The following is a 22,120-nucleotide window of genomic DNA, read 5'->3' as shown; positions in this document are numbered from 1 at the left end:
GTGAAGCCTGCGGATATTCGGACTGCCTGTAAACCAACCCACCAACCAGACCCAAAATGAACCTTAGCCTTGCGAAGTGCGACTGCTGTGACGTTAACGAATACTCGACCTCGGTTCGGGGCGCTGATACCTACCGACAATTCGAGTTCGAGGACGACTTCGAGAATCTGTGTAACGACTGCGCCGAAGAGCAGAACACGCTAACAGCGGACACGATGGAGGATGCCGAACTAATCGCCGCCATCGTCTCGGATTCAATCGGCTACGCCGGGCCGTACCACGCCGCCCGCCACGTCTCCGATTACCGGGAAGGCCGAGAGGCCATCGAGGCCGAAGGCCGCCGATACGGATGCTGGTGTGAACGCGGCTCGGCCTGCTTCAAGAACGACCTCGACGCCCTGATTGAGTCGGCGGTTCGGCATTGGGGCTTCAAATCCGACGAGGAACGCGAGCGCCTTCTCGCCAAGGTCGAACGCTGGCAGGAGATTGAAAGCGACGACCGGCTCGCCGGTATGGCCCTGAGCCTCGCCGCCCCGGTCGGGGGTATCTAAAATGAACCCCGAGCAACACCGAGAGTTCCTTCGAGGATTGAACGACGACTACCTGATGAAGCACATCCGGGCTTACGTCAAGGGCGGGATGGACGCCGAAGCGGGACGTGCGATGGCGGAGCGAGACCGACGACGAGATTGAAAATGAAATACGAATTACTTGTGACGGCTGAGACGTGGGACGAAGCGGTAATCGGCTTCAACGAAGCCTTTGACGACGACGAGAACTACACGGAGGCTTACAGCCTTCACCAATACGACGACGACACTTGGGGAGTGTTCTTCACGGCGGAGAACCCGATTGATACTGACTCCGAGCCGCTGGTATTGGAGGTCGAAGACGAACTCTCCCCACGGCGTGTCGTCTAACCGCCGATACAGTTATCATCTCATACCAAGTTAGAAGGGGGGATACCCCAACACAGCAGGAACGCCGACTCTCCTAACCAGAGTAACCGACCAGACCCAAATGAACCCAGAGATTCAACTAACTCAGAGTGGAACCGCTCTTCTGACTGACGGCGAAGCGTGGCTTGAGACGGACGGATTCGTGTGGCTTGAAGACCACATATGACGCCGATTAACGTTGTCGTCCTTCACGACCGCGAGGAGGTCGAGGTCGAGGGCGTTGAAACGTGGTGGTATGACGAACTGGATTTAATTCTCCGGTTCCCGAGCGGCGAGACCAAAACGTACAGCGGGGCGAACGTAATCGGACGGTTCTAATGAATTACAGAGACGCACTTCAAATCGTAATCGGAGAGGCATCGAGACTGAACGACGAAGGGGCCTTATCGGACTTCGACTTCGAGATGGTGAAAGGCGACGTTGATACGATTGACGACGCGATAGCAACGGCTCGAAGAGCGAGCCGGGGAACGGCCACGGGGGAAGATTCGGGGGGCTTGAGAGCGGAACGCGACAGCCAGTAACCAACTCGCGCCCGATTAAGGCGCGGCCCTGATTGGCGGCTCCGGGGTTCGATTCCCCGGCGGGGCTTCCGATGACGGCGTAACCAGCCCGAGGAACACGGAGACCAGACCCAAATGGGAGCAAACAACCACCTTACGGTGACGCCGACCAACCACCGGCTCACCGAACGACAGGTCGCTGAAACGATTGGACGAGAATACGACGAGATGGAAGTCTACGGTGAGACCTCCGAGGAACTACTCGAAGCCGTCCGGCTTCTGCTCAAGATGAACGACTACCTCTTCGACGCCATCGAGGCTCACGGTGTTCACGTCGAGTTCACCGAGGAAGACCCCTACGAGACCTACGAGGAGATGTGTTCGGATATAGTCGTTAACGACCGACTCAAAATCTTCTCCGGCGGCACCCACCCGAGCCACATTAGCCGGGATGACAACCTCAAGAGCCGAGCGGTTCACGACTACTGGGGCCACTACAAGAACGACTGCGACTTCTCCTTCTGGGGGGAGTTCCAGAAGTGGCACGCGATGAAGGCGTGGTATCCCGAGCCGGTTCACCGCCTCACATTTCAGGAAGTCGTCGGCCAAACGGGGCTGGCCTACTATTTGGAAGGGGGCTTCTCGAACCCGGAGTTCGAGCAAAAGACGTTCCTCGCTCCGACTCGGTGGGCCAACCTCTGTTACCGGAACTACCCCGGAGACCTTCAGTAACCAACCAACCCAGATGAACCTCGAAGATACCCTTCCAGACGACGTGAAACGCGAACTTAAACAGGCGGGCGAAAAAGAGGCGCGACGGAAGCGCCGAGAGAAAACGAAGTACGGCCACCTGATGGGAGACGACCGATGAAGTTGACCCTCGCTGTCGGACGTATCTCCCTTCGGGAGTGGCGGCCCCGGCTCATCAAGGACAGGCGGGAAACTACGGTCTCCCTGCTGTTCCCGACCGGCCATTACGCCGAGGCGACTCTCCGACGCTGAAGCCGAAACGCCCCTTCTGGGGGCGTCGTTCCCGAGTGGAACTCGGGGGCCTGACGACGGCAACCAAGCGTCAGCAACCAACCAGACCCAAATGACGTTCCGACTACCTGATACCGACGACGATGAACAGTTCGAGCGGCCCGGAGACGGCCTATCTCCAAATGAACTCAAGGGGGTGATTCGGGCCTACGCCGAGACCGTGGACATAGACGTACCGCTTGACGAGGTCGAGATTCAAGTCTCAAAGCGACTCAAGCGGGCGGCGGGGAAAGCGGGGAAGAAGAACGGTGACCTCTTTATGAGGTTCGCGTGGAAGGCGTACCAGTCGTGGGGCTGGGGCGACGACTTCGAGGGGACGATTCGCCACGAACTCGTCCACATCTGGGAGTACGAAACCCACGGAAAAGGGAGTCACGGCCCGACGTTCAAGCGGAAGGCCCGAGAACTCGCCGCGCCCCGGCATTGCCCGACGTTCGCTGACGACGAAGCCCGATGGTTCCTCGTCTGCGAGGCCTGCGGCAAGAAGACGCCCCGATTCAAGCGGTCGAAAATCGTGGAGAACCCCGGCCCGTACCGCTCGGGCTGTTGCCGAGCGCGGATTCGTGTTGAGGACGCATAATGAGCGTCATCTCTCACAAAGAGTGGGACGACTACGCCGACGCTTACTCCCACGACTTCACGCTTGAGGCCGTCCCCCGAAAGCCGGGGGAGTACCAACCGACCGACCACTTCGTAAACGAGCGCCGTTCCCGCCGCATCGGAGGCGATGTGATACGGGGCTGTATCGAAGAGGGCGAGGTCTACGAAGCCGAGGGTGACAACCGATACAAGTTCCATTGGTCGCACCCGACGACGCTCCAGACCTACATCCTGATTGTCGAACTAAACCGCTGGGCGTTCCTCGACCCGAGGGACAAGCACGACGCTATCACCGTGTACCGATTCCAGCACTAACCAACCAGACCCAAAATGAGCGAAAACAACCACACCGACAGCGACGACTTTAGCGAACTGATTGACGACACGGACGAGTTCTACACGCAGAGGGTGGAGGAACTGATGGAGTCCGACGGTCTCACGAAGGCCGAAGCCCGGCGGGCGGCGCTTTACTCGATGAAGGACGGAAGCCCCCTTCCGTACAAGGTGGTCGAACAACTGCTCCCGCCGGAGGATTGGCACGTTCGAGACCCCGCGAACATCACCTCTGGTGAGTGTGCTATCTGCGACGACACCGTGTTTATGGCCGAGGCCGACGAGGGCTGTCACTTCTGCGGCGACGGCTCCTACGACGGCGTGAACGACTGGGGCGAACCCACCCACGTCGAGCCGGTCGAAGACCCCGGAACAGCCCGCTGGAACATCGACCCCGACGACGACCGCTGGTTCATCTGCGGCGGTTGCTACGAGGGGATGGACTACCACGGAAGTACCCTTGTGGTGGTGATGCCGGACGGTCGCCGCTGGAAGGTCACTTACGACGGGTCGGTGGTCTTCGACCACGGAGAATACAACCGCGACTACGAATGGCTTGAGACCGGCGCGGTCTACGACCTCGTTGAAGGCATTGTGCTGGGCGAGAAGCGCGTTCCCGTCGATGGCTGGCGCTCCTACTCCGACGGCCCCAGCAACGTCGAGGTCGAGGCGTGGGACGAGTTCACGACTATCGGCGGCGGATGGCACTCCACGATGGAGAAGTCCGAGTTCAGCGAGCGCATTAACGACCTCACAAGCGGCGAGGCGTTACCGCCGTTCCCGATGGCCGTCCGGTTCGGGACGACGAGCAACGTCTTCTCGATGATGGTGGACGTGTACGCCCCGGCGGACTGCGTCGATGACGCGGCGGCGTTTATGGGCCACAAGAAGCACTCGGGGATGGCTGGCGGCATCTCCTACAAGGCCGACTAAGACCCCTTCCCCGTACCGTTGCCGATGACCCCCTTCGGGGGACGGGCAGGCACGATTGAACCAACCAGACCCAACTATGGCACGACTCAACATTGAAGAAATCGGAGAGGCGTTCGCAAACGGCAACTACGACCACCACAACAGCACGATGAACGTTCGTTCCGCGACGGGCAAGAACGACAGCGGCCTGCTCTACTCCTACGGAGCCGTTATCGCGGCTCGATTCGCGGACGGTCACATCGTCTTCTATGACGGCTGGTACGGATACTCGGTGACGACCTCCGGCCACATCACGAAACTGAAGGCCGCCGTCGAGGCCGCCGGGGCCGAGTACGACGAAAGTACCGGGAAGTTCGGGGAGGAACCCGAGGCGGTGACCGCCTAATGGTGGCTCAAGAGATGGCCTGCCCGGAGTGTCGGGGCCAGCAAGTCCGACTCGACGGCGGCTGTCCTGTCTGTCTCCAATGCGGTTGGAGCAAGTGTTAGTGTGGGGACGAAGCCCGACACGGGACACCACGGCGGGAATAGCCTGTTCGGGGTAATGCGGCTCGTCGTTGAAGACCGCGACGGGAACGTTCTCGTGGCGGGATTCATCTCCGACTCGGAGTTGACCTACGACCCGAACCCCGACTTCACCGTGACTATCGACCCAGAGTAGCAGAGAGGGGAGACAATAGAGGGGAGAGTCCTATTCGGTATTCCCCTATTCGGCTTCCCCAATCCAGCAGGAACCCCGACTCTCCTGTTGGGACTACCAGACCCAGAGTACCAAGATATGACATTACAGTTAGACCCAGAGAAGTACCGTATAGAGACCCAGACGGCTATCGTTGGAGAGATTGTGACCGTCCCGTACCATTCAGTCGGTATCAGTATCCACCCGCTGACTCCGTTCGAGCAGTCCGTGACGGTCTCCTACCTTGTCCCGAACGACGCCGATGAAAGACCCAGCGGAGCCGGTGGAGGAAACGAGTTCACCATCGAGGAGCGAATCTTCGGTCTCGGTGACCACTCCGACGTGGAAATTCCCTACTACGCTACCGGAACCACCGTGTTCAGCCCCGTAGACGACGAATCGACGTTCGTTTACTACCTCGGCTGACCCCGCCGTAGTTTGAAATATCTATGAAAGGGCGGGCGGCATCGAGCGGCAATCAACCAACCAGACCCAACAATGAACGACACCCCAATCCCCGAGATTGAACTGACCAACGACCACATCGACTTCCTATTTCGTGCCGGAGCCAGCCCGAAACTCATCGAGGTCATCCAGAAGACCCTTGATGAACTCCCCAGCACGGTCACCCGGAACAGCGCCCGGAATGAGGTACAGAAGTACGTCAAGTGGGGCAACCTCGACGGCTCGGTTTCCCCGGAAGAGTTCAGCCATATCGGCGGTCACTTCTTCACGGCGCTGTGGGACGGCGACCTCTACGAAGCCTTCTGTCGGGCTGACCTAAACAACCGCAAGATTCTCCTCGACGTGTTCGGGGAACGCCGCATCAACGCTGACCGTCCGAAGCACCGCCCCACGGTGTTCCGGCTCGCCGGAGCGGTATGAGCGAAACCGAACAATCGACGCTCTGCTCATCCGAAGAGACGCGCCCTTCCCGCCCGGAGGGGGCCTGCGTCCTCTGGGACGAGTGCGGGAATATGACTCCCGGCGGAGCGGAGTCGAACAACAAGATGTGCGACGAGTGCCTCGACGCGGCCCGCGCTCGGGGCCGAGGCATCTAACCACCCAACCAGACCCATTATGGCAAACGACGAACACCAGCACGCAGAAGTAACGGTTCGAGTATCGCTTCCCGTCAACGCGGAGTCCGACGACGACCGACGGATGAACCTAATCGCGGATGCCGTTCACGACGCCGTCGGCTCCGGTATGGCCGAGAATCACGGTGTAATCGAGACGGAACTCCTGTTTACGGAGACCCCGGCGGAAGCCGCCGAGCGGGAAATGGCCGAGGCCGAGGGCCGGGCGCTGGCGAAGGCCGAGCGTCGGTACGAACGGCACCTCGAAGAGCGAGCCGGGCGGCATCTCCGATGAAGCACGAAGACCACGTCCCGCCGACGGGGAAGAAGGGGTGGCACGAGATAGCGAACTACTCGGACTTCATCAAGTGGCAGTATTCGGACACTCCCTACCGGGTTGTCGTCCACTTGAACGACCGGGGGCACTTCGAGGCGCTGTTCACGTCGTGGTATCCCGGCCCGTCCTTCCGAATCCGGGGGAACTGCGGGGGCGGACACAAGGGCCGTATGCTCGCCGTAGCCGCCGCGAAGGATTGGATGGGCGAGAACAAGTACGGGTGCGCTCCCCCGAAGGAGATGGCCGTAGAGGCCGGTCAGATAGCGGCGTACTAACCAACCAGACCCAACTATGAAGAAAGACCTACCGGAGACCGTCGAAGTGCCGACTGAAGACATTATCGAGTGGGCGTTTGAGAACGTCAACGAACACGGGGAGTTTGACTTCCCGACTATGGACGGCGTCGATTCCGACCAGTTCTTCGACGGCATCCACCCGTCGAACGCGACCGACATAGAGATTCACGACAACGGTGTATTCGTCTACGGGCGATTCTCTGTTCACGAGGCAGTCGGTCGTATCCCCGCCGGGCCGAACCGGGGCTACGGCCCCATCAACCCGCCTGAGACCATCACCGAGAAGCGAGAGATGGCCTTCGACCTGTTCTGCCCGTGGAGTCTCTACGACGTGGCGGCGGTTCACGTCGAGTGGTACTGAACGGCGACGAGTAACGCCCCTTCCCGAGTCTGAAATATGTATGAAAGCGGCGAGAAGCGAAGCAACCGACCAGACCCAACAATGTCTATCGAAACCCAGACCCAGAGCAACAGCATCGAGACCGAGACCATCGACAACCCCGAGCGCGGATGCGGCTATCTCAAGGAGGGCAAGGCGTACCTCCGGTCGGACGTAGGAGCAGGCGGTGAACTCCCGGCGTTCGTGGAGTTCGCCCAGCCCATCCCCTTCAAGGAGAACCGGAAGCGGTCTTACAAGGAGTTCCCCGGCCTCCAGTTCGAGTTGGCCGTCACCGGCCCCGGTGGCCTGACCGAGACCGTGCCGGAAGGCGAGGCTTCCCGCCACGTCGAGCGCCTGCTCGCTGACCGCCCGACTGGAACCCACGCTGGGGAGATGGTCGAGTTTGAGAGTCACGACCTGCTCCTCTCCGTCGGGAAATCCCATTACCCGACCGCCGAGGAGTTCGTTAACGAGGCCCGCGTTCACGGCGTCTCGAAGGCCATCTCCGTGACCAGCGGGAACGCCCCGCCGGAGATTAACCCCGGACGAACGCGCCTGTTCCTCATCCACCCGAACGCGGTGGAGACGACGAAGGAGGTCGAGACGACCTTCTCGGAGTACGACCCCGAGACCGACACCCTACTCACCGTCGGCGGCGAGCCGGTCAAAGACGAGGCGAAGACCGCCGAGTTGTGCGACGGCGACGTGGAGGTGACGCTTGAACGCCGCCTTCGGACGGCGGGCATCTTCGGCTACACGTACCTCACTCGGGTCGTCTACACGGAGGACGCCGACGGTGAGATTCCGAAGTACGTCCAAGACTACGAGGCGACCGGCGACCTCGACGTGGTCAAGCCGGACACTCCGACGCCGTACAGCGAGCAAGAGGCCTTCAACGAGGATGGCGAACTCATCGAAGAGTACCACGACCACCTTGACTCCGACGCCATCGTGGGGGAACTGGAGGGCGCAGAAGACGAGATTCGGGACTTCGCGGAGACCTACACCCCGGACGGAGAAGGGGGCTTCGAGGCCGGGCCGCTCGCTGTCGAAGAAATGGAGCGGGCTGACTTCGGAGACCTCGCCGGTCGGGGCTGGGTCGAGGCCGAAAGCCCCCTGATGGCCGACGACGCCCTCGAAGGAGCCGACGACGGGGCGCTCGCGGTCGTTGACGGGGAAGCGGTCTTCCCGAGTAACAACCTCAACGTCGAGCAGAAGGGGGGTTACACCAAGGGCGTCTCGGTCGTCGGCCCGTACCGGGTCGAGTCCCGGCTCCTGAACACGGGCGGTCGCCGCGTAAAAGTCGAGAAGACCCGGTAGAGCGGAGCAATTAAGCCCTCTGCGAGCGTGAGAGACGACTATTAGCCTACGGTGAGGGCGACTAACCAGACTATGCCGAACTACGCCTGTCAACACGACGGGGACGGCTTCTACTCCGAGACGGAGACCCACTACGGCTCTTATGATGTGTGGGTTTGCGCCGAGTGCGGCCACGAAGTCCCCATAGATTTACGGAGTCCCGAGCGGCTTAAACGAATAAATGCTGAATCAGAACGATTCTGAGGGGGAAATCAGAGAATCTTCCCAATATTTTAACTGGCTTCTTTGGTTCATTGCCGGTCTAATTCTGGTGAGTCCGGTGGTTCTGTTTTTTGCTTCACCGCATCTCCCGATTGAGTTCCTGAATTTAGTGACAATATTGGACGTAGTAGTTTCTCTGCTACTTTCGTTGGTGTTGGTTTATGTCTATATGTCGCTCAAAGGGGTTCAGGATACACAAACGGACATTTTGGATGAACAGGAATCGCTTATGCGACTCCAACATCTACCAAGGATTGAAATTGCGGCGTGGGACGTAGACGAGAATGTTTTGAAATTCACGTTGGCAAATGTTGGAGAGGGGGCCGCAACGGGTATCGGTGCAGGAATACGAGTTATCCCCCAGAATATTGATTATTCTCAAGGATTTCAAGTAAGCACAAAAAGTCTATATCAAGCCGACCACCATAGCCGGAAAAACTTTCTTAACGCAAATGAGACAAAGGAGTTCGTCGGCCCAGCATTTGCGAAAACTATCGTAGATAACGTACAACATTGGAAATTCACCAGAGTCGTTAACTATCTCATCAATAAAGGAGAACACGAGATTGAGTTTATTATCACTCTAAGATACTTTGACCCAATTAGAAAGAACACCGATATTGAGATAACAAGTCGGACAACAGAAATTCAGAGAGATATGACGTTTGAGCAGGCAATGGAAGGTTCGAGGGCAACAAATACGGTTCCAATGCACATCCCTTACCAGCAGGAAATTGAAAAGTATAACAATTCAGATTATTTTGGGATATATTTTGACCCCAAGGAACAGGGAGGTCAAAAGTCAGAATAGGTCGGTCGCGGCGTGGATATACCACTTATCAAGCAACCGTAGCGTCTCCTGTTTTCCACCCTCGCGGTCTTCGGCCCACTTGAAGTCGAGCGTGCCGTATTTGAACGGCCACTTCTTCACGGTGCCGACAACGGCGTTCGGGTGTATCTTCGAGTAGTACCGGCCCTTGTAGGCGTCAGTCATCGTCGCTTCGATTACGACGGCGAAGTTGTCGGCCTGCTGGGCGCGGTCTATCTCGGCCTCGAACCTGTTTCGGTCGGTGCCAACTGACCGGGCGAGGTCATCGAGGCTCTTGCGTTCGACAGCGAACTCCGGGTAGAACTCCTCTTTCCCGGTGTTCGGATTCACGTCGTAGTAGCCGAGGCCCTTCACGGCGTAGTCGCCGTAGTTGAGGAGAGCGGTCTCGGTCTCCATCGCGGGGAAGTTGTACGGCTTCTTCTCCCGCTCGTCAACGAGGATAATCATTAGAGATGCACCCGATTCAGAACCTTCCCGAAGCAACTGTGGAGCAGATGTTCAGAGTAGTCGAGGTCGGACAGGAGGGCCACAAACAGCCCGTCGTTGGTGTTTTCGTCACGAGACGGGTGGTACATCCTTCCGTCCTCGCGGGCGACCACAGCGGCCACCATTACAGCACAGAGGGTTGCGTCAATCGACCCCGGAGACGAGAGTTCCGAGAGGTCGAGTTCGGAGAACGCTTGGCGTCCTCGGGAGTGTTGGTAGTTCGTCAGTTCGAGTTGCGATGCGATGGCGTCGAAGAGGGCGAGGTTGTCTTGCTCACGGAGCAGTTCGTTGTCGCCCCACTTGCCGTTCCGAACTCCGGTGTTGTACGCGGCGAGCCGCGAGTAGTGGTCGGAGACGGAGCCGGAGCCGTCGAGTCTGTTCTTGGTGTCGTAGTTAGCAGAAGCGTCGTAGCCGTAGAACTTCGTAGCGTTAGGAGTGTCTGGTTCGGTCAGAGGCTCTGCGAGGTCTTCGTCGTATGGCATTTGCTGTCACATTTGGGTCTGGTGGAGGGCAGGGCGGGCCGGAGCCGGTGTGCTAACAGTTTCACATACCGACGTGTATCGGCTATACTCGGACTAATCGGAGTCCTAACCGGGGTTCCCCAATGCGGCAGGAACGTAGGACTCCCTGATAGGGGTAGTCTGGTTAGGACTATCCCAATAGGAGAATACCGAATAGGACTCTCCCCTCTATTGTCTCCCCTCTCTGGGCAGACCGAGGAAGAGTATCGAAATCGGGTGACCGCACCCTGTTTCCCCCATCAAAATGACAGAGACAGTATTAAGCGTGTCGGTGGCAGAGAGTGGTATAGAGATGGCCGAAAACGACTGGAGGGGGCCGTATGCGGCAGGTGCCTTAGACTGGGGCGGCAACTTACAGGCCTCCCTCCGCAAGAAGGGGTCTTCCAAACACGGCTTCGAGGTCTCCTTCGAGGTGAAGTTCGAGAAGGCCAGCCCGGAAGCGGCGGGCCTGCTGGACGAGTTCTGCGAAGACCTCGGCCTCGACCCCAAGGCAAGCGTCTTCGACCGGGACGATGGCTCGGAGCGTTACCGTGTTCGGCTCACCCGCCGCGACGACGTTCGGGGCTTTCTGGAGGCAGTCGGCCCGTTCGTGGTAGCCCGCCACGAGCAGGTCGAGATACTGCTGGAAGACGTGTTCCCCCTTCTGGACGAGGGCCGCCACCGGACGGCGGAGGGGATGGTTGAACTCGCGTCGATGCTCGACAGCGTCCAAGAAGCGGGCTTCCAGCGTGGCGGCGGACACAAGAAGTACGACGCCGAGACCGTGGCCGACGAACTCGGCGTGGACTGGTAAGGCCCCTTCTTGACCCGTCTGACCGGCAACGTTATATAGAGATATACAGTTGAGAGGGGGGCTAAGAGCGGTAGAGTCCCTCTCGACGCTTTAGAGTTCCTCAACCGATACGGTTATAGTACCTCACCAAGTTAGGATGGGGGCTAAAGGCGGTACTCGGTGGGGTACAACCACACAGCCCTTTCTGGAGACGTAGTGATAGCGGCCCATCACGGGGCACGGGTGACGATGAGAAACGTCACCGGATAAGAAAAGATGCCCAGACGCAGGTTCAAATCCTGTCGTCTCCACTCGGGGATACGCCTCCCCCGACAGAACAACCTCTCTCTACTCTGATTGGCCTCTATGAGCGGCCACGGTAACCGGAGTTCCCCGGTTAGGACGGGGAGCGTTCCTGCTGGGTTCGACTCCCGGCTCCGGCCTTTGGGGTGACCCAAGAAACTCAGATAGTCAGTACCCCACCGAGAGCAGTACCGCCCGACAGAAGACAACCAGACGCAACCAGACCCAAAATGTACGACTACAACTCCTACGAGCAGGACAGCGGCAACAACAACAGCGGCTCCGACAACTCCGGCGGCTCCAACGAACCGGACAAGAATCTGACCATCACCCCCTACGCCCCCATCGAGGGCGAGATGACCCGCGTGTTCGGTAACGCGAACTCGTGGGGTCAGTCCCTCGGTATTGCGATGGAGAACGTCGAACTGGTAGACGGGTGCCTCTACCACGACCCCGAGAAAGGCAAGTTCAAGGTCTTCTCGTGGCGCGACGTGGTTGGCATCGACCCGAACGACCCCGAGGCACCCGAGGTCTCGGCGGACGACGCCAACCAGTTCCTCGTGAAAAACTACGGCGGCACCGAGAAGCGGTACGAACTCGTGGAGGCCGTCGTGATGGCGAACGACGACGACCCCGCTGACCTCGGCAACGTCATTATGTGGTACGGCGGCTCCGACCGCTTCGGCCCCAAGTCGGCGTCCAAGACGCTGGCGAAGATTCTGACCACCCACGGTCGGGACGCCGTCGTGGACGACAGCGATATCCACAACTGGCTCGCTGACACCAGCGGCGACAACATCCTGCGTGGCGACCTTCAGGGCCGCCGCGTCGGTTTCTTCGAGGTGAAGAAGCAGTCGAACCAGAGCGACCGCAAGTACCACCACCCCATCGTCAAGGACGTGGAGACCGGCGCTGACGTGACCGTGGCGAACAACACGGCGAGCGAACAGGGCACCCTCGACGGCGGGAACGCCCCCGCCGAAGACGGCGACGCCGAGCCGGAGGCCGTGGCCGACGGCGGCGCGGCGGCGGCACAGGAAGTCCCGGCGGCCATCGAGGACTTCATCTCGACGTGTCAGACCCTCGGGTACGACGACGAGGAGAAGGCCGAGGCCCTGCTGGGTGACCTCGTTGAAGACGCCGGGAACGACCTGACCGAGAATCTGGTCGAAGACTTCGGTGGGCGGGAAGCCGTCGTCGCTCGCGTCTTCCAGTAGGCGCGTAACACTCGCTGACGCGGCCCTCCTTCACTTAGAACAAGCAACCAGACCCTAATGAAAATCGACACCCTCGAAGTTACCTACGACCGCAAAGTTCAGTTAGACCAGTTCGAGCCGATTACGTTCGGTGCGACCGCGACCGTGACCCTCGAAGACGGAGACGACCCCGACGAGGTGTACGCCGAGGTGGCCGGTGACGTTCAGGACGCCGTCGAGCGCGAACTTGCCCGGCGCGTCGCCACCAAGAAGCGCGAAGAGCGCGACGAATAGGACACCGCTCGTTTTCCGCCGCATAGGAGTATGAAATAGCGCAATGAAATAGCGGCGGCGCTGTCCCGAGAGAGAACCGAGGCGTAACCAAACCAACCAGACCCAAATGAGCGTAGAAGCACAACTGTACGACACGACGAACGGCATCGACTGGGACGTTCCCGAACTCCACACCATCCTTCAGGTCACCCGAGACCTCGGCGTGGTCGGAGAGGAAGACACCTGCCTCACCGTCGCCACGGCGTCAATCAACGGTGGTCTCGAAAGCGGGGGCGGCCTCTTCGTCCTGTATAGCCCCGCTCGCGGTGGTAAGGACTTCACCCTTCGGAAGACGCTGGAGGCCATCTACGGCCCCGGTATGGTCTACGAACACCCCACCGACGAGTCCGAGACGGCCCGGTACTACTCTGCGAAGGAGGCGAACAAGTACCCCATCCACATCGTCGGTGACCTTGCCCGCGTCGGGGAAGGCACCGAGAAGATGCTCAAGGACTGGGGCGAGGGCAACGACTCGATTCGGAAGGTCACGGACATTACGAAGTCCGAGGACGACGACGACCGCACCCAGACGATGACGCTGGAGTGTCCCCGGATTGTGTTCGCAACGATGGCGACCGACAACCGCAACGCCGACTTTAACGACTTCCCAGAGTTGCTGAAGCGGGCGTTTATGCAGTCCGTGGACACCACGAAGGAGCAGACCGAGCGCGTCATTATGCGGAAGGCCCGCGAACACTCCGGGCAGGTCACGCTCAACGTTGACCCCGTCGAGCGCGCCAAGATTCGGGAGTATTTCGAGGCTATCCCGGTGTCGCTGTTCACGGACAACGTGAACAACAAGGTGATGAAGCCGGGGATGGAGGAAATCGCCCGACAGACCATCGAGGATGGCGCGATGATGCCCACCGAGTTCAACGAAGCCCGCTTCGACTTCGACCGGCTCGCCTCGATGATGGGCAATATGGGCCTGCTCCACCACGCCGACCGGATGACCGTTGACACCGGAAGGGGCCTTCTCCTCCTCTCGACGCCAGTAGACTACTGGTACACGATGCAGGTGATGGGGAACAATATGGTTATGTCGGCGCTGAACCTGACCGACGAAGACCAAGCCATCCTCCGGCTCCTTCACGACCTCGACTACGCCCCTGCTCGGAAGGATATCCAGCAGGAACTTCGTCGCCTCGGTCACAACATCCGAGACAGCGACGTGAAGCGTAGCCTTGACTCGATGCGGGAGTCCGGGTACATCACCGAACACAGCGGAAGCCCCCTTACGTACTCGCTGTCGGACTTCGCCTCCGTGACGGACGTGAGTGTGAGCCTCAACTACGCGGAAATCGTTGAGGCCGCCGCCGAAGAGGTGCGGAACATCTCGGGCATCGAGCCGGAGGTCGCGGACGAGTACGTGCGGCGGTACTGCGAGGGTTCCGGCACCATCGCTGTCCACCCGTTCACGGGAGAGGCCGTCGATATCACCGAAGACGACAGCCTCGGGGAGATGACCGAGCAGGCCAGCGAGGCCCGCAGGGCCGCCTTCAACGGCGAGGAGGTGGACGACGAGATGGCGTCCATCTTCGAGGAAGAGCCACTCCACGCCCAGCAGGCGAAGGAGCAGGAAGCCCAGCAGTCCCTCGGTGGGACGCTTGAGTAGATGGTGAGATGAAGACAGAGACAGAACTCGTAGCCGACGGATTCCGGTACTGGGCGGACTCGTGGCCGCGTCGAGCGACCAAGTACCAGCGGTGGGCTACCACTCCAGAGGAAGCCGCTGAACTCGTCCTCGACGCCGAAGACGACCCCCAGAACTGGCCGTTCATCTCGGTGTATTCGTTCCCAGACGGACACACTAAGGACGGGAACATCCCGCGAATCGACCGGCTGTTCATCGACCTCGACGTTCCTGACACGGGTGATTACCGAGGGAGCGACCGGGGCGACCCGACGGCGGCGTGGATTCGTGATATGAGCAAACTCCTCGTGCGGGCGCGTAAGGTCGCTCGGTTCCTGCTCAAGACCCAAAGCCCGGAGTCGTGGCAGGTCGTTTTGAGCGGCCACAAGGGCATCCACATCGACTTGGTGTTCCCGCCGATTAGCACGTCGAACGGGGACTTCTCCCAGTTCATCAACGGCCTGAACGCCTACTCGGGGGCACTCAAGGAATACATCGTTGAGGCGACCGGGCTGGACGACCTCGATGAGTATATTGACGTGGACTCGTCCGACCTCGGGAGGATGCGCCGGGTGCCGAACACGAAGCACCTCGGGGCGAGCAAGGCCTTCGGGGAAGACCGCTTCTGCGTCCCGGTGACGCTCGAAGAGTTGGCGACCCTGCGACCGGCTGATTACATCGAGTTGACCCGCTCGCGGCGGGAACTCGACGCCCGGTTCAAGCCGACGCCGAACGAGAAGGCCGCCGAGGTGTTGACCCAGCGGATTCGGAACGCCTCGTCGTCCTCCCGGTCGGTCGGCGGTGCGACCTACGACCGGAGCCGGGTGAAGCGGTACGAGGAAAACGCGAACGACAACATCACCGTGGACGACCTCGACTTCGTCCTCTCGGACAGGCCGTGTATTATGGCCTTCCGTGACCGGGATGATGCGTTCGCTCACCGCTCCCAGTCTCATATGATGGAGATGTACGTTATCACGCATATGATGGACAAGAACGTACCCATCGACACGATGGTAGAGTTCTTTAGGGGTCTTCCAGAGTTCGAGGAAGACTACACGAGGGAGCGTATCGAGACATACATCTCACTCGACTATTCCCCAATGAAGTGCGAAACCGTATGGCAGAAGGCTCCTATCTTCTGTTTACAGGATTCGTGCGGCATCTGGGTTAGCGAAAACGCCCGACGGGAACGGGCCTGAACGATACAGTTAAGATAGAGTACCCGGTTATGATGGGGGCTAAGAGGTAGCCTTTCTGAACCGCGAGACAACCGACCAACCACCCGATTCCTCACAGACAACCGATTGAGGCGTTCCGAAGTCCAAGCCTTCCAGCAACGAAGACATATAGACACCTCTCTCTGCCGTTCTGCCGTCGCTCTCACCGCCGAAATCACCCGAGAGCGAGGAATCTCTGCCGACCCAAATGAATTATCTCGACCAGTTGACCACCAACCAGCGAATTGCCGCAGAAACCATCGGTGAAGACGGGGCTACCGCCGCAGAAGTGGCGGACGCTCTGGGCTACAAGTCCACTTCCGGGGCCTACGACATTATCAGTCGGCTTCGGCAGGCGGGCGTCCGAATCCCCGAGCCGGAAGAAGGGGTCTACCGCATCGACGGCTACGCGCCGACGGCGGACGGCTCCGACGAGACCCCCGGCTCGGTTGAGGTTCTGCGGACACCCACGACCACGAAACAGTCGGTGAGCCGGACGGCGACCGACTTCCTCGCGGAACTCGAATACGACCTGAAGAGCCGCCTTCAGCAGTACGCCCCCGCCCGAGCGGACGGCGGGCTTCTCGCTGAAGAGGGCCACGAGGATATAGTGTTCTTCCGCACCGACGACCACTTCGGGCAGACTGAGCGCAACGAGTACGGTGAGGAGACCTTCAACTCCGATATCGCAGAAGACCGAGTATGGCAGTACGTCGAAGAAGGCCTCCGAGAGAAGGAGCGTCGGGAAGCGGCGGGCGTCGAGTTCGACACCGCCCACCTTCTGCTCGGCGGCGACATAATCACGAACGAGACTATCTACGCGACTCAGCCCCACTCGATTGACCTCCACCTTCGGGGGCAGATTGAGCGGGCCTCGACGGTCTACACGGAGGTCATCAAGCGGCTGGCCGAAGAGTTCCTGACCGTCCAAGTGGTGACCCAGCACGGGAACCACGGCGAACTCCGCACGGGTGGACAGACTTCGGCGGCCAACGCCGATGATATCGTTTACTCGATGCTCGACCTCGCCATTCGGCAGTCCGGCATTGACAACGTGACGTTCATCCAGAACGACGCGACCTACTTCACGAACTTCGAGATGCGCGGCCACCGGGGCCACATCCGGCACGGTCACGAGAAGGGGTGCCTCGCTCACATCGGCACCTCGTCTCCGAAGGCCCGCTGGGGTTCGTGGCTTATCGACAATCAGTTCGACGTGGCCTACCGGGGTCACTTCCACGAGATGAAGGTCGAGCCGGTCGCGGGTCGTCCCGTCATTATGGGCGGTACGCTCCAGAATCAGGGCGATTACACCGAAGGTCTCGGGATTGCGTCGTCCCGGCCAGCGGGTATCCTCCACGGCGTCAGCGACGACGAGCCGATGGCGTGGATGAAGCCCGTCTACTTCCGGTAACGTTCGAGTTACCTGATAGACAGGACGTAGCAGAGTATTAAATTCACCGACACGTTAATATCTGCTTACTTCCCTAAAGATTACTGCCTACTACGGGGACGACGCTCCCTCCTGAAAGCCGAAATGACCCGCCCGATTAGAGGCGTGGCTATCTCCCGCTCTCTACCAGCGTCACAGAGTAACAACCTCACCTAAATGTCCGCTCACAACGAAGGCGTCCGCGCAGATAAATTCGAGATTACCGATATCCGCTCCCGACTTGTATTCGACTATCACACGGCCTCGTGGCAATGTGACCGCGAACTGGAAGACCATATGAAACCCGCACACGGGGACGACGGCGAGGTGGCCGTGGTCTGTCCGCTGTGTGATATAGACGAGTGTGAGTGGGAGATGTACCCCGGCCTGTACGGCCCGAACACGCTTCTAAAAGAGGTGTTTCACTACACGATGGGATGCCCGGAGTGCGGTTCTCCGGGGTGGCACGACAGTCGGGGAGAAGTTGTTTGTGAGGACGACGAGTGCGGTGTCGTCATTAGCGGCGACGCGCCGATGATGCTCCCAGAAGACCACTTCGACGGGCGATGCGGCGGTGATGGGGGAACCGGGATTCCCGCCATTATGGAAGCCCAGCCCGCAGAACCCGACGTACAATAAGACGACCTTATTCAACGGAAACCCGGTGTTTCCTCTCTCCTACCAGACCCAAATGAGTCAAGAAGTTGAGCCTCCGGTCTCGGACGACCTGTTCGATACCGAGACCGAGGCAGACCCCGAAGTTGAACAGATGCTCCAGCAGGCCAAGACCTTCCACGACCAGATAGACGCGATGAAGTCGTGGAGCCATCAGGCCTTCGCTGAGGTGACCGCCCGCGCCGCCGTCCTTGAGATGGGCGACGGCGACGAGGAAGACGTTGCGGAACTCCGTGACGTGGCCCGCCACCTGCTGACGGTGGCCGACCGAATTGAGGGCGGCGACGCGAGCCGCGTGAGGCAACCGTGAGATATGAGTGGAAACACGTCCGGCCCGACGAGGATGGCGGCTTCGATGTGGCTGGTCGTGTCGTTCACGTTGCTGTTACTTCGTCTGACCCTACAAGGGGTGCGTATCTGCTGGTGCAGACTGAAGACAGGCGAAATATCCCCTCGGAGTTTGCAGAGGGTTCCGAAGGAGTAGACCTCTACGCGGCGGGAAGCGACGAGCCTGTTGCGACCATCGAAGAAGACCCGACGTGCGCCGGAAAGGGCGGGGAGTGTTCCCGCCGCGTCGAGAACCCCGGCGACCGTTGCTGGCAACACCCGGAGGACGAGTGATGCGAGCGAAGCATTACTGCGCCGACTGCGGCTGGCACTTCCGGGTTGACCCCGCCGTTCACGCCGACCTCGAACACGACGGCGGCCTCTTCCGGGGCGTCGTGAACGGGAACTTCCGCGACTACGAACGCCGTCAACGGTTCCGCGTATGAACATCCTCGCTGTCGCTTTCGTTGCGGCCCTCCTGACTGGGCTTGTCCTCGGTGGCCTCTTCGGCTACCTCGGACTCCCCAGCCCGGCACCCGGTACGCTCGCAGGCGTTCTTGCCGTCTCCGGCTCCGTCTGTGGAATCTACCTCGGATACCTGCTGACGACTACCTACCTATGAACCCCGAACACCGACTCGCAAACGCACAGCCCGCTCACCAGCCCCACGACGACGAAGACGCTCCCCACCGGCTCGCCGGGGCGCTTCCCGTTGAGGCACCCGAAGGCCCCCGCGACGAGCGGGGTGACCCCATCTTCGACTAATGACTATCATCGCGGTAGACTTTGACGAGACCCTGACCCGTGACTCCGGCGACCCCTACAAAGTGGGGGGCGAACAGCCGGACGAGGAGATGGTCGAGTACGTCCGGCGGCTCAAGGAAGACGAGCAGTACGATATCGTCGTCTGGACGGCCCGCCCGTGGAAGCACGCGGGCCACATCGCGGGCCTGCTGACGATGTGGGGCGTCCCCTACAACGGCCTGAAGTGCGAGAAGGGTGGCGCTCACGTCTATCTGGACGACAAAGCGGTGAACCACAACCGAGAGGGATGGGAAGACCGCGTAACGGCCCTTGTAGACTATGACAACCACGACCCAAGCCAACGAGTCCTCGAAGAGTACGAAGAGGGACGAGACGTACAGGCGTGAATTTCACTTGATGACCGACGACGGCGCTGTTGGCTACCGAGACGTGGCCGACGCCGCCGAAGTCACCGAGGGGCGCGTCCAACTGGTCTTCCTCAACGGGGAGACCGAGATGGCGGACGGCCAAATCTTCGCCGTCTGGGAAGACGAGTGGAAGATGTGGCTCGACACCGGACGAGGCATCATCAATGCGGAGCCGGTCACCGGCCCCATCCTCACGCTCCCCTACACGAAGACGAACGACCTCATCAAGTTCGACTACGACGGCTACGAACAGCGAAAGGCCGGTCGCATCAAGCGACTGAAGCGAGCCGACCTGTGAACACCCCTTACCAACCAGACCCAAATGGCAGTCAAGAACAACCGCAACGTGGAACAGGCAGGAGAACTCGCGTCCGAGGTCGGCGGCGTCATCGCTGACCGAAACGGCACCCACGGAGACCCCATCGAGAATCACGACCACATCGCTGACCTGTGGAACTCGTATCTGGGCGGCGTCCTCGTAAGGCCCCTTCGAGGCGACGAGGTGGCCGATATGATGATTCTGCTGAAACTCAGCCGGAAGCACGTCGGCGGGATGGACACCGACCACTACCGGGACGCCATCGGGTACGCGGCCATCGCGTCCCTCTACGTCCCCCAAGACGCCGACAACTCGGCAGAGGCCCGAGAGTGACCTTCTCACTCCCCGACGCCGAGGCGGACTCGGAGACGATTCGGAAGAGCAGGGAAGCCATCGAGGCCTTTGAGCGCGACCGCAAGGAGCGGGAACGCCGACGCCTCGAACTGTCCCGTGAACTGAACGACCCCACGCTGGGGCCGGGGATGTGGCCGTGAGCGACCCCGAGGTTCCCGCCGCGACCGACGCCGAAATCGACTCGGTGCCGGGCCTGCGAACGGCACTCGAAATCATCGGTCACGCGAATCAGACCGCCCACGAGAAGGGCAAGTGCGTCATCGAGTTCGAGAAGACCGAGAGCGGCGCGATGAACATACAGGACATTACCCAGCACGTCGAGGTGCTGGAGGGTGTCAACGACCTGCTGATGCAGGACGACGAGGAAGAAGATGCCAACCCAGAGTGACCGACTGACGAGCCTGCGTGACAGCACCCCGAAAGGTGAACTCCCGTATATCAGCAAGAGTCGGCTGACGAAGTACGTGAAGTGCCCCGAGCAGTTCCGGTACTCCTACGTTCAGGGCCTCAAGGAGCCGGGAACCATCTACACCCGGCGCGGAACCATCATCCACGAGGTGCTGGAAGACTACTACTACGCCGTCGAGGCCTACGTCAACGAGACCGGGGAGTTCCCCGAAGACCTCGTCGCCTTCCTGCCGGAGTGGGACAGGTGGGCCGACTATCTGGAGCCGTACATCACGAACTTCATCAACTTCGAGTACGCCCGGATGGAGGTCTCACCCGACCCTGAGACGTGGCTCCCGGTCGGCATCGAGGCGGAGTCGTGGCTGGAAGACCCCCTACCGGACAGGGAGGGCCGACAGCCATCGTGGATGGGGTACGCGGACGCCATCTACGACGACCGCTCCGTTCCCGGCGTCGAACCCGCCGGGGGAGTGGTCATCACGGACTTCAAGACCGGGAAGACCCCCAAGAAGCAGTACCGCGACGAGGGCATCTACCTCGAAGGCGAATACTACGCCGTCCTGTTCGAGCAGGAGTGGGACGTAACAGCGGTCGCTGGGTACTACCCCAAGGGGGACGACCTGATTATCAGCCCCCTCAAGGAGTCTCGCCGGGACTTCATCTACGAGACCATCAGCGAGATGCTGGATATGATGGAGGCTGACGAGCCGCATTGGCCCATCAACGAGACCCCGCTCTGCAAGTGGGGGCCGGGCCGGGACGAGCAATGCTCCTACTACGATATCTGCTCCTCGACGTGGGGAGAAGCCCTGAAACACGACGACCAATTGAAGGAGATGCTGGACGCCGGTATGACGCCCCACGAAATCGCGCAGGAACTCGGTACGAAGTCGAACTACGTGACCTACGCGATGCGGAAGATGAACCTGTAACGGCCCTTCCTGAGTCTGAAAATGTATGAAAGCGGCAGGAAGCGAGGCGTAAATCCAGAGACCAATCAGACCCAGAGAGATGACCAACCTATTCGACTACGAGGACGTTGAAGCGCCGATACTGAAACACCAGCCCCGGCGGCATATTCGTGTCCCGGCCCCCGAGATGCACGGGGTAGCCGGGACGGTCGGTGTTCTCAGGGGGAGAGACGAGGTCGCGTACCTCTCAAAGAGAACCCGAGAAGAACACTTCTACCGGAAGCATCGTGGCTACGCAGTCTCCGACCACATCATCGACTACCTCGACCGGAAGGGCGTCAACACCGTCCTGATAGCCGAGGAAGACACCCGGACGGTCTACGAGTACCACATCAAGGACTTCCGAGACCACGGAATCGACACCACCGACGAGCCGGGCGACCCCCAGACGTGCGTTCCCGTCTCTTTCGCCGCTCGAACGTGGGAGAACCACGCCGCGTACTAACCACCCA

The 22,120-nt window shown here is 60.2% G+C and carries 36 protein-coding genes, 1 tRNA gene and 1 other RNA gene; 36 read left to right on the top strand and 2 right to left on the bottom strand.

The features are described from left to right. The first annotated feature begins 56 nt into the window (after positions 1–56). The 16 genes from OKW78_RS02355 (at position 57) to OKW78_RS02280 (ending at position 9,528) form a co-directional block, all read left to right on the top strand. The gene (locus OKW78_RS02355; protein WP_200531606.1) at positions 57–551 is read left to right on the top strand and encodes a hypothetical protein; all 495 of its coding nucleotides are present in this window, start codon (positions 57–59) and stop codon (positions 549–551) included. 144 nt (positions 552–695) lie between these two features. After that, entirely contained in the window at positions 696–920 is a 225-nt protein-coding gene (locus tag OKW78_RS02350) for a hypothetical protein (protein ID WP_200531604.1), read from the top strand. A gap of 677 nt (positions 921–1,597) precedes the next feature. After that, positions 1,598–2,194, top strand: coding sequence for a hypothetical protein (locus OKW78_RS02345; protein WP_281193714.1), 597 nt, complete (start codon positions 1,598–1,600; stop codon positions 2,192–2,194). Between the two features lie 270 nt (positions 2,195–2,464). Next, positions 2,465–2,533, top strand: an RNA gene (locus OKW78_RS02340) — hammerhead ribozyme type II. 22 nt (positions 2,534–2,555) lie between these two features. Beyond that, entirely contained in the window at positions 2,556–3,083 is a 528-nt protein-coding gene (locus OKW78_RS02335; protein WP_281193713.1) for a SprT-like domain-containing protein, read from the top strand. Further along, a complete protein-coding gene (locus OKW78_RS02330) occupies positions 3,083–3,418 on the top strand; it encodes a hypothetical protein (RefSeq protein ID WP_200531599.1) in 336 nt (111 codons plus the stop codon). The genes OKW78_RS02335 and OKW78_RS02330 overlap by 1 nt, the downstream gene beginning before the upstream one ends. A gap of 15 nt (positions 3,419–3,433) precedes the next feature. After that, entirely contained in the window at positions 3,434–4,369 is a 936-nt protein-coding gene (locus OKW78_RS02325) for a hypothetical protein (RefSeq protein WP_281193712.1), read from the top strand. Between the two features lie 76 nt (positions 4,370–4,445). Continuing rightward, positions 4,446–4,754, top strand: coding sequence for a hypothetical protein (locus tag OKW78_RS02320; RefSeq protein WP_200531597.1), 309 nt, complete (start codon positions 4,446–4,448; stop codon positions 4,752–4,754). A 102-nt stretch (positions 4,755–4,856) separates the two neighbouring features. Continuing rightward, positions 4,857–5,027, top strand: a complete 171-nt coding sequence (locus tag OKW78_RS02315; protein WP_200531596.1) for a hypothetical protein — start codon at positions 4,857–4,859, stop codon at positions 5,025–5,027. 117 nt (positions 5,028–5,144) lie between these two features. Continuing rightward, on the top strand, positions 5,145–5,471 hold the full coding sequence (locus tag OKW78_RS02310) for a hypothetical protein (RefSeq protein WP_281193711.1): 327 nt from the start codon (positions 5,145–5,147) through the stop codon (positions 5,469–5,471). A gap of 72 nt (positions 5,472–5,543) precedes the next feature. Beyond that, the gene (locus tag OKW78_RS02305) at positions 5,544–5,930 is read left to right on the top strand and encodes a hypothetical protein (protein ID WP_200531594.1); all 387 of its coding nucleotides are present in this window, start codon (positions 5,544–5,546) and stop codon (positions 5,928–5,930) included. A gap of 195 nt (positions 5,931–6,125) precedes the next feature. After that, entirely contained in the window at positions 6,126–6,419 is a 294-nt protein-coding gene (locus OKW78_RS02300; protein WP_200531593.1) for a hypothetical protein, read from the top strand. Next, positions 6,416–6,736, top strand: a complete 321-nt coding sequence (locus OKW78_RS02295; RefSeq protein WP_200531592.1) for a hypothetical protein — start codon at positions 6,416–6,418, stop codon at positions 6,734–6,736. The genes OKW78_RS02300 and OKW78_RS02295 overlap by 4 nt, the downstream gene beginning before the upstream one ends. 16 nt (positions 6,737–6,752) lie before the next feature. Further along, entirely contained in the window at positions 6,753–7,118 is a 366-nt protein-coding gene (locus OKW78_RS02290) for a hypothetical protein (RefSeq protein WP_281193710.1), read from the top strand. Between the two features lie 36 nt (positions 7,119–7,154). Then, on the top strand, positions 7,155–8,456 hold the full coding sequence (locus OKW78_RS02285) for a hypothetical protein (RefSeq protein WP_281193709.1): 1,302 nt from the start codon (positions 7,155–7,157) through the stop codon (positions 8,454–8,456). A 220-nt stretch (positions 8,457–8,676) separates the two neighbouring features. Then, positions 8,677–9,528 (top strand): hypothetical protein, encoded by an 852-nt coding sequence (locus OKW78_RS02280; protein ID WP_281193708.1) that lies wholly within the window; start codon positions 8,677–8,679, stop codon positions 9,526–9,528. Here OKW78_RS02280 and OKW78_RS02275 read toward each other — a convergent pair. Then, positions 9,520–9,993: an ERCC4 domain-containing protein gene (locus OKW78_RS02275; RefSeq protein WP_200531588.1), complete on the bottom strand. Its 474-nt coding sequence runs from the start codon at positions 9,991–9,993 to the stop codon at positions 9,520–9,522. The genes OKW78_RS02280 and OKW78_RS02275 overlap by 9 nt on opposite strands. Beyond that, a complete protein-coding gene (locus OKW78_RS02270) occupies positions 9,993–10,514 on the bottom strand; it encodes a hypothetical protein (RefSeq protein WP_281193707.1) in 522 nt (173 codons plus the stop codon). Before OKW78_RS02270 ends, OKW78_RS02275 begins: the two co-directional genes overlap by 1 nt. Positions 10,515–10,845: 331 nt before the next feature. On the opposite strand from OKW78_RS02270, the gene OKW78_RS02265 reads away from it, so the two are divergent. The 20 genes from OKW78_RS02265 (at position 10,846) to OKW78_RS02170 (ending at position 22,113) form a co-directional block, all read left to right on the top strand. Beyond that, entirely contained in the window at positions 10,846–11,346 is a 501-nt protein-coding gene (locus OKW78_RS02265) for a hypothetical protein (protein ID WP_200531586.1), read from the top strand. Between the two features lie 186 nt (positions 11,347–11,532). Further along, positions 11,533–11,636 (top strand) — tRNA-Thr (locus OKW78_RS02260). Between the two features lie 222 nt (positions 11,637–11,858). After that, complete coding sequence (locus OKW78_RS02255; protein WP_200531585.1) at positions 11,859–12,845, top strand: hypothetical protein; 987 nt, start codon at positions 11,859–11,861, stop codon at positions 12,843–12,845. A gap of 57 nt (positions 12,846–12,902) precedes the next feature. Then, a complete protein-coding gene (locus OKW78_RS02250; RefSeq protein ID WP_200531584.1) occupies positions 12,903–13,118 on the top strand; it encodes a hypothetical protein in 216 nt (71 codons plus the stop codon). A 106-nt stretch (positions 13,119–13,224) separates the two neighbouring features. Beyond that, entirely contained in the window at positions 13,225–14,772 is a 1,548-nt protein-coding gene (locus tag OKW78_RS02245) for a hypothetical protein (protein WP_281193706.1), read from the top strand. A gap of 8 nt (positions 14,773–14,780) precedes the next feature. Next, positions 14,781–15,992 carry a hypothetical protein gene (locus OKW78_RS02240; protein ID WP_281193705.1) on the top strand — a complete coding sequence of 404 codons (1,212 nt, stop codon included), beginning with the start codon at positions 14,781–14,783 and terminating at the stop codon, positions 15,990–15,992. 226 nt (positions 15,993–16,218) lie between these two features. After that, positions 16,219–17,424, top strand: a complete 1,206-nt coding sequence (locus OKW78_RS02235) for a hypothetical protein (RefSeq protein ID WP_281193704.1) — start codon at positions 16,219–16,221, stop codon at positions 17,422–17,424. A 195-nt stretch (positions 17,425–17,619) separates the two neighbouring features. Continuing rightward, the gene (locus tag OKW78_RS02230; protein ID WP_200531580.1) at positions 17,620–18,081 is read left to right on the top strand and encodes a hypothetical protein; all 462 of its coding nucleotides are present in this window, start codon (positions 17,620–17,622) and stop codon (positions 18,079–18,081) included. Between the two features lie 52 nt (positions 18,082–18,133). Then, the gene (locus OKW78_RS02225) at positions 18,134–18,427 is read left to right on the top strand and encodes a hypothetical protein (protein WP_281193703.1); all 294 of its coding nucleotides are present in this window, start codon (positions 18,134–18,136) and stop codon (positions 18,425–18,427) included. Next, positions 18,424–18,738: a hypothetical protein gene (locus tag OKW78_RS02220; protein ID WP_200531578.1), complete on the top strand. Its 315-nt coding sequence runs from the start codon at positions 18,424–18,426 to the stop codon at positions 18,736–18,738. Before OKW78_RS02225 ends, OKW78_RS02220 begins: the two co-directional genes overlap by 4 nt. After that, a complete protein-coding gene (locus OKW78_RS02215) occupies positions 18,738–18,890 on the top strand; it encodes a hypothetical protein (RefSeq protein ID WP_200531577.1) in 153 nt (50 codons plus the stop codon). The genes OKW78_RS02220 and OKW78_RS02215 overlap by 1 nt, the downstream gene beginning before the upstream one ends. Continuing rightward, positions 18,887–19,066, top strand: coding sequence for a XapX domain-containing protein (locus OKW78_RS02210; RefSeq protein ID WP_200531576.1), 180 nt, complete (start codon positions 18,887–18,889; stop codon positions 19,064–19,066). Before OKW78_RS02215 ends, OKW78_RS02210 begins: the two co-directional genes overlap by 4 nt. Next, entirely contained in the window at positions 19,063–19,209 is a 147-nt protein-coding gene (locus tag OKW78_RS02205) for a hypothetical protein (RefSeq protein ID WP_281193702.1), read from the top strand. The genes OKW78_RS02210 and OKW78_RS02205 overlap by 4 nt, the downstream gene beginning before the upstream one ends. Then, complete coding sequence (locus OKW78_RS02200; RefSeq protein ID WP_200531575.1) at positions 19,209–19,595, top strand: hypothetical protein; 387 nt, start codon at positions 19,209–19,211, stop codon at positions 19,593–19,595. Before OKW78_RS02205 ends, OKW78_RS02200 begins: the two co-directional genes overlap by 1 nt. A 10-nt stretch (positions 19,596–19,605) precedes the next feature. Beyond that, positions 19,606–19,914 (top strand): hypothetical protein, encoded by a 309-nt coding sequence (locus OKW78_RS02195; protein WP_200531574.1) that lies wholly within the window; start codon positions 19,606–19,608, stop codon positions 19,912–19,914. Between the two features lie 24 nt (positions 19,915–19,938). After that, positions 19,939–20,268 (top strand): DUF6378 domain-containing protein, encoded by a 330-nt coding sequence (locus OKW78_RS02190; RefSeq protein WP_281193701.1) that lies wholly within the window; start codon positions 19,939–19,941, stop codon positions 20,266–20,268. Next, on the top strand, positions 20,265–20,429 hold the full coding sequence (locus OKW78_RS02185; protein ID WP_281193700.1) for a hypothetical protein: 165 nt from the start codon (positions 20,265–20,267) through the stop codon (positions 20,427–20,429). Before OKW78_RS02190 ends, OKW78_RS02185 begins: the two co-directional genes overlap by 4 nt. Further along, on the top strand, positions 20,426–20,677 hold the full coding sequence (locus tag OKW78_RS02180) for a hypothetical protein (protein WP_200531571.1): 252 nt from the start codon (positions 20,426–20,428) through the stop codon (positions 20,675–20,677). The genes OKW78_RS02185 and OKW78_RS02180 overlap by 4 nt, the downstream gene beginning before the upstream one ends. Further along, positions 20,661–21,629 (top strand): PD-(D/E)XK nuclease family protein, encoded by a 969-nt coding sequence (locus tag OKW78_RS02175; protein WP_281193699.1) that lies wholly within the window; start codon positions 20,661–20,663, stop codon positions 21,627–21,629. The genes OKW78_RS02180 and OKW78_RS02175 overlap by 17 nt, the downstream gene beginning before the upstream one ends. Before the next feature lie 79 nt (positions 21,630–21,708). After that, a complete protein-coding gene (locus OKW78_RS02170) occupies positions 21,709–22,113 on the top strand; it encodes a hypothetical protein (RefSeq protein WP_200531569.1) in 405 nt (134 codons plus the stop codon). Positions 22,114–22,120: the final 7 nt, after the last annotated feature.

The organism is Halorubrum sp. F4 (genome assembly GCF_027257195.1).
Lineage (GTDB): Archaea > Halobacteriota > Halobacteria > Halobacteriales > Haloferacaceae > Halorubrum.
The sequence above is the reverse complement of the archived record's forward strand: the minus strand, read 5'-3'. Positions and strand labels throughout refer to the sequence as shown.